This window comes from Streptomyces sp. UH6, assembly GCF_013421635.1.
GTDB lineage: Bacteria > Actinomycetota > Actinomycetes > Streptomycetales > Streptomycetaceae > Streptomyces > Streptomyces abyssomicinicus.
The window spans coordinates 1-6254 of sequence record NZ_JACADT010000284.1; the positions used below are offsets into that span (position 1 = coordinate 1).

A 6254-nucleotide genomic window follows, 5' to 3' on the forward strand; every position below is an offset into this window, starting at 1 on the left:
CGTCCGGCTCCTCCCCCGCACGACGCGCCCGGGGCCGACGCCCCGTCACCTCCGGGCGCGGCGGCGTTCCGCCGGGCCCCCGGCGCCGGTACCGTACTGCGCGCAAGTGCCAAGATCCGCAACGGACTTGAGGGGGCTGCGTGATGCGGCGTCGTCGTACGGCACAACTGTTGTTCACTGCGGGACTGCTGGGGGCGCTCACGCTTCCCGGCGCCGCTCCGGCGGGCGCGTACGCGGACCCGCCGGCCGGGGCGGCGACCGTGCCGCTGCGGGTCGCCTCGTACAACATCCACGCGGGCGCGGGGACGGACAACGTCTTCGACCTCGACCGGCAGGTCGAGGAGCTGCGGGCCATGGACGCGGACGTGATCGGCCTCCAGGAGGTCGACGTCCACTGGGGCGCCCGGAGCGCCTGGCGCGACCTGGCGACGGAGCTGGGCGAGCGACTCGGCATGGAGGTCTTCTTCGCCCCGATATACAGCCTGGACCCGGTCACGGCGGACGCCCCGCGGCGTGAGTACGGGGTGGCGATCCTCTCGCGGTATCCCGTCCTGGCGGCCGAGAACCACGACATCACCCGGCTCTCGACCCAGGACGCCGAGCCGGTGCCCGCCCTCGCCCCCGGATTCCCCGAGGTGGAGATCCGTGTGAAGGGCGTGCCGGTGCACGTCTACACCACGCACCTGGACTACCGGGTGGACCCCTCGGTACGGGCGGCCCAGGTCGCCGACACGCTGCGCGTCCTGCGCGAGGACTGCGACCGGCACGGCCGCTGCCCACGGCAGGTCCTCACCGGCGACTTCAACGCCGTCGCCACGGCGCCCGAGCTGGCCCCGCTGTGGGAGCACCTGACCGACGCGTCGGCGGCGGTGGGCGCGGACGTGCCGACGTACCCGGCGCTGAACCCGAGGACCCGGATCGACTACGTCACCGTCTCCCGGGGCGCGGTCGAGGTGAAGGGGGTCACCGTGCCCGGGACGCTCGCCTCGGACCACCGTCCGGTCGTCGCGGACCTCGCCCTCCGCCGGGGGCGCTGACCTGGCGGACTCCGCCGGTCACGCCGGAGATCTCGAGGACGCCGACACCACCCTTTCCTGCCGGGTGGCCGGATGCCGCCGATGCGACCGGCCACCCGCATTTAGTTCCGATCAAGGAAGTGAGATAGACAACACCGCTGATGAGGTGCGCGTTACTGCCGTTAGCATCAGCGAAGCGCCATCGATTCACTGCAACGAAAGGCACGACGACGTGTCCCGCACCAATCCCCGCAGCATCGCCGTTTGGCTGCTGGTGGCAGCCATCGGCGCCGCCGGTTGGGTAGCCATCGCACTCGCTCGCGGTGAGAAGATATCGGCCACCTGGATCGTCGCCGCGGCGGTCGGTTCCTACCTGATCGCCCAGCGTTTCTACGCCCGGTTCATCGCCCGCAGGGTCCTCCGCGTCGACGACACGCGCGCGACCCCGGCGGAGCGGCACAACGACGGCGTGGACTACCACCCGACCGACAAGAGGGTCCTCTTCGGCCACCACTTCGCCGCGATCGCGGGCGCCGGCCCGCTGGTGGGACCGGTCCTGGCGGCCCAGATGGGCTACCTCCCCGGCACCATCTGGATCATCGTCGGCGTGATCTTCGCGGGCGCCGTCCAGGACATGGTCGTGCTCTTCTTCTCGACCCGCCGCAACGGCAAGTCGCTCGGCCAGATGGCCCGTGACGAGATCGGGCGGATCGGCGGCATCGCCGCGCTGATCGCGGTCTTCGCGATCATGATCATCATCCTGGCCGTGCTGGCGCTGGTCGTCGTGCAGGCGCTCGCCCACTCCGCGTGGGGCACCTTCTCCATCGGCATGACCATCCCGATCGCCCTCTTCATGGGCGGCTACCTGCGGTTCCTGCGCCCCGGCAAGGTCACCGAGGTCAGCCTGATCGGTGTGGTGCTGCTGCTGGCCGCCATCATGGGCGGCCGCTGGGTCTCCGAGTCCTCCTTCGCGGACGCCTTCGTCCTGAGCCCGAAGACCCTGGTGATCTGCCTGGTCGTCTACGGCTTCGTGGCCGCCGTGCTGCCGGTGTGGATGCTGCTGGCGCCGCGCGACTACCTGTCCACCTTCATGAAGATCGGCACCATCGTGCTGCTCGCCGTGGGTGTGCTGGTCGCCAACCCGGACGTCAACGTCCCGGCCGTCTCCGAGTTCGCGAGCAGCGGCACCGGCCCGGTCTTCGCCGGCTCGCTGTTCCCGTTCGCCTTCATCACCATCGCCTGTGGCGCCCTGTCCGGCTTCCACTCCCTGATCTCGGCCGGCACCACGCCGAAGATGATCCAGAAGGAGAGCCAGATCGCGGGCATCGGCTACGGCTCGATGCTGATGGAGTCCTTCGTCGCGATCATGGCTCTGATCTGCGCCTGCGTCCTGGACCCGGGCCTGTACTACGCGATGAACGCTCCGGCCGGCGTGCTGGGCGACACCGTGCAGTCCGCCTCGCAGGCGGTGGCCGGCTTCGGCTTCACCATCAGCCCCGAGGCGCTGCAGTCCGCCGCCGACCAGGTCGGCGAGGAGAGCCTGATCGCCCGTACCGGTGGCGCGCCGACGCTGGCCGTCGGCATGTCGATGATCCTCGCCAAGGCCTTCGGCTCCACCGGCATGATGTCGTTCTGGTACCACTTCGCCCTGATGTTCGAGGCGCTCTTCATCCTGACCGCGGTGGACGCCGCGACCCGGGTGGGCCGCTTCATGCTCCAGGACACCATCGGCAACGTGGTCCCGCGCTTCCGCGACAAGGACTGGAAGCCCGCCATCTGGATCTGCTCCGCGGTGGTCGTCCTGTGCTGGGGCTACTTCCTGTGGGTCGGCGTCAGTGACCCGCTGGGCGGCATCAACCAGCTCTACCCCCTGTTCGGCATCGCCAACCAGCTGCTCGCCTCGATCGCGCTGACCATCTCCACGACGCTGCTGATCAAGTCGGGCCGGCTGAAGTGGGCGTGGGTCACCGCCCTGCCGCTCGCCTGGGCGCTGGCCGTGACCATGACCGCCAGCTACCAGAAGCTGTTCTCCGACAACCCGAAGATCGGCTTCTGGGCCCAGCGCTCCACCTACGCGGACGCCCTGGAGGCCGGCAAGGTCCTCGCCCCGGCGAAGACCCTCGACGACATGTCGACGGTCATCACCAACTCCACAGTGACCGGCACCCTGATGGCGGTCTTCGCGGGCCTGACCCTGGTGGTCTTCTTCTCCTGCCTGTGCGTGTCGGTGGCCCACCTGCGCGGGAAGAGCAAGCTGCCGCTCCAGGAGGACCCGTACGTCAAGTCCGAGCTCGAGGTTCCCGCCTTCTCCCTGCGCAAGCCGCAGACGGAGGAGAAGGAGCTGGTCGGCGCCGGAGCCGAGTGATGACCCCCGCGCTGACCCGGCTGCGGGAGGTGGGCGCCCGCGCGTGGTGGCTGCTGCGCGAGCTGAACGGTGAGCACGCGTACGACCGCTACGTGGCCCACGCCCGCTCGCACGACCCGGGGGTGCGGGTGCTCACCCGGCGGGAGTTCGAGAACCGGCGCGTGGACCGGCGTGACGCCGATCCCCGTGAGGGCGGCGGCTGCTGCTGACCGCCTCCGCGACGCGTCGAGGCCCGCCGCACTTCGGTGCGGCGGGCCTTCGCGTTCTCCGGAGCGCCCGGCCTCTCTCCGCACGCCTGGGGTGACGTGGGGCCTCTGGACGGCGGGGCTCCGCCTCCTTACCCTCGGTGAGCCCCTTCGGGCGCACCACCCCCACCCCTGACGCAGGGAGAGATGTCGTGTCCCACCACAGACGTGTGGCAGCGATCCTGACCGCCGTCCTCGCGCTCGCCCCGGCCGTTCTCGCCTTACCCGCGACCGCCCAGGCCGCGCCCCGCACCTCGGTCACCACGGCCGTGACCGACAAGCTCCTCGGGCAGACCGCGCTCACCGGCCGCGGCGCCGGCCCGGACGAGACCCGGGTGAAGGTCACCCGGGAGAAGGGCGGCAGGTGGGCCTTCGGGACCGCCGTCGTCGTCGCGCCGAAGACGGAGGGCGCCGCTCCCACCGGCGCCGTCTTCGTCGCCAGGGCGAAGGGCGATGGCTGGACGGTCGCCTTCGACGGCGAACCGGCCTTCGCGGACCTCGCCGCCGACTCGCCCGTGGTGACGGCCGAGGAGAAGAGGATCTTCGCCTCCGCCGGTACCGCCGCGGCCGCCGAGCCCCTCTCCCCCGGCGACTTCGTCCGGCCCCTCGCGGGCGGGGACTACCGCACCGGCATGGCCCTGCCCTGGTCCACCGGCGCCTCCTGGACGATGACCGGCGGCCCCCACCAGTGGGACGGCGCCAGCGGTCCCTACAGCTCGGTGGACTTCGCCGGCGGCGACCAGGCGGTCCGGGCGACCCGGGCGGGCGCCGCCTACACCATGTGCTCGGGCTTCGTCCGCGTCATCCACGACCGGGGTTACGCCTCGGACTACTACCACCTCACCGGGCACGTCAACGCCAACGGGACCAGCGTCTCCCAGGGCACGTTCCTCGGCAACACCGGCACCAACGTGGCCTGCGGCGGCTCCGCCAGCGGCCGCCACGTCCACTTCGGCCTGCGGCAGAACAACGCCTACGTACCGATCGCCGACCACGGCATCGGCGGCTGGGTCTTCTACTCCACCGGCTGGTACGAGGGGTACGCGATGCACGGCTCCACCACCCGGTACAACGGCGGCGCCCTCCACAACTACGGCGCGCTGGGCCTGACCCAGGGCATCGTCGACGCCAACGGCGGCGGTTCGGTGAACAAGCGGTCCGGACCGGGCACCGGGTACGCGGTGGTCGGCTCGGTGGCCGACGGGACGACCGTGACCGTCTCCTGCTCCCGCAACGGCACGACGCACCAGGGCCGTTTCGGCACCAGCTCGCTGTGGAACCGGCTGAGCGACGGCACCTGGATCTCCGACGCGTACCTGTGGACCGGCTACAACGGGGCCGTCAACGGCACCTGCTGATCCCCCGGCCGCGGAGGCCCGCCGGCCACCGCCGACGGGCCTCCGACGGGCTCGTCCGGGCGGAGGGACGGACGGACACGCGGGCACCGTGCTCTCCGTACGCAGGGTGGGCGGGGTGGGGACGAGGTGCCCCGGCGGCGGAAGGGGTGGGGACATGGGATGGGGCGGAGGGCGGGTCCTACGCCATCGCAACGTGGTGCTGTACCTGAGCGGTGTGGTGGTCTCGGGCTTCGGCAGCTCGGTCATGGCCCTGGTGGCCGGCGTGTGGGCCAAGTCGCTCACCGGGTCGGACAGTCTGGCCGCACTGACGACCTTCTGCGTATGGGCGCCCATGCTGCTCGGCCCCCTGATCGGCACACTGGCCGACCTCGGGCGCCGGCGGCCGTTGCTGATCTGGACCAATCTCGGCATGGCCGCGGTGCTGCTGCCGCTCCTCGCCGTCCGCTCCGGCGACCGGATCTGGATCCTGTTCGCCGTACTGACCGTGTACGGCGTCAGCACGGTGCTGCTGGACGCGGCGGAAGCCGCACTGGTGGCCACCGCCGTACCGGAGCAGCTGCGCGGCGACTTCAACGGCCTGCGCATGACGGCGAACGAGGGCATGAAACTGGTCGCCCCGCTCCTGGGCGCGCTCCTGTTCGTCCGGTTCGGCGGCCCGGCGGTGGTCCTGCTGGACGCGGCCACCTTCGTGCTCGCCGCCCTGGCCTTCGCCCTCGTCCGCGTGTCCGAACCCTCGGCCCGCCCGGCCGGGACCCGACGACGGGGCGCCCGGACCGCCGAGGGGATCCGCTTCCTGCGGCGTCACCCGGTTCTGTGGCGCCTGGTGCCGGCCGGGGCCGTGACCATGGGCATGGCCGGGGTGAACGGGGCGTCGGTCTACGCCGTGGTCGACGCCGGTCTCCACCGTCCGCCCGCCTACGCGGGGGTCCTCTACGCCGTGCAGGGCATCGGCTCGGTGGTCGTCGGGCTGTTCGCCGGCGCTCTGCTGCGGCGGATGCCCGAACGGGTCTTCGCCGCGGCCGGGATCATGCTGTTCGCGGTGGGCGTCGCCCTGCGCGTCGTCCCCTCGCTCCCGGTCGTCCTGTTCGCCGGCGTGCTGATCGGCGCGGGGCTGCCCTGCGTGCTGATCGCGGCCATGACGGCCGTTCAGCGCGAGACCCCGGACGATCTCCTGGGCCGGGTCGCGGCCACCGCCAACACCCTCCTCTTCGCCCCCAACGCCGTCGCACTGGCCGCCGGAGCCGGCCTGCTCGCGCTCGTGGACCACCGC

5 protein-coding genes are annotated in these 6254 nt (G+C 71.7%); all 5 read left to right on the top strand.

Annotated features, from left to right (window positions below; translation table 11 throughout):
* Positions 1–140 precede the first annotated feature (140 nt).
* Positions 141–1037, top strand: a complete 897-nt coding sequence (locus tag HW445_RS15455) for an endonuclease/exonuclease/phosphatase family protein (RefSeq protein ID WP_374939656.1) — start codon at positions 141–143, stop codon at positions 1035–1037.
* A 211-nt stretch (positions 1038–1248) separates the two neighbouring features.
* On the top strand, positions 1249–3381 hold the full coding sequence (locus tag HW445_RS15460) for a carbon starvation CstA family protein (RefSeq protein WP_180221599.1): 2133 nt from the start codon (positions 1249–1251) through the stop codon (positions 3379–3381).
* Complete coding sequence (locus HW445_RS15465; RefSeq protein WP_180221600.1) at positions 3381–3590, top strand: YbdD/YjiX family protein; 210 nt, start codon at positions 3381–3383, stop codon at positions 3588–3590. The genes HW445_RS15460 and HW445_RS15465 overlap by 1 nt, the downstream gene beginning before the upstream one ends.
* A 206-nt stretch (positions 3591–3796) precedes the next feature.
* On the top strand, positions 3797–4984 hold the full coding sequence (locus HW445_RS34265) for a peptidoglycan DD-metalloendopeptidase family protein (RefSeq protein ID WP_218957018.1): 1188 nt from the start codon (positions 3797–3799) through the stop codon (positions 4982–4984).
* A gap of 154 nt (positions 4985–5138) precedes the next feature.
* Positions 5139–6254 (top strand): MFS transporter (locus HW445_RS15475; RefSeq protein WP_180221601.1); only part of this gene is annotated, 1116 nt, incomplete at its 3' end.

What these genes read in the sequence shown, in the direction of transcription:
- HW445_RS15465 (WP_180221600.1), top strand. Translation starts at nt 3,381, where the DNA reads ATGACCCCCGCGCTGACCCGGCTGCGGGAGGTGGGCGCCCGCGCGTGG.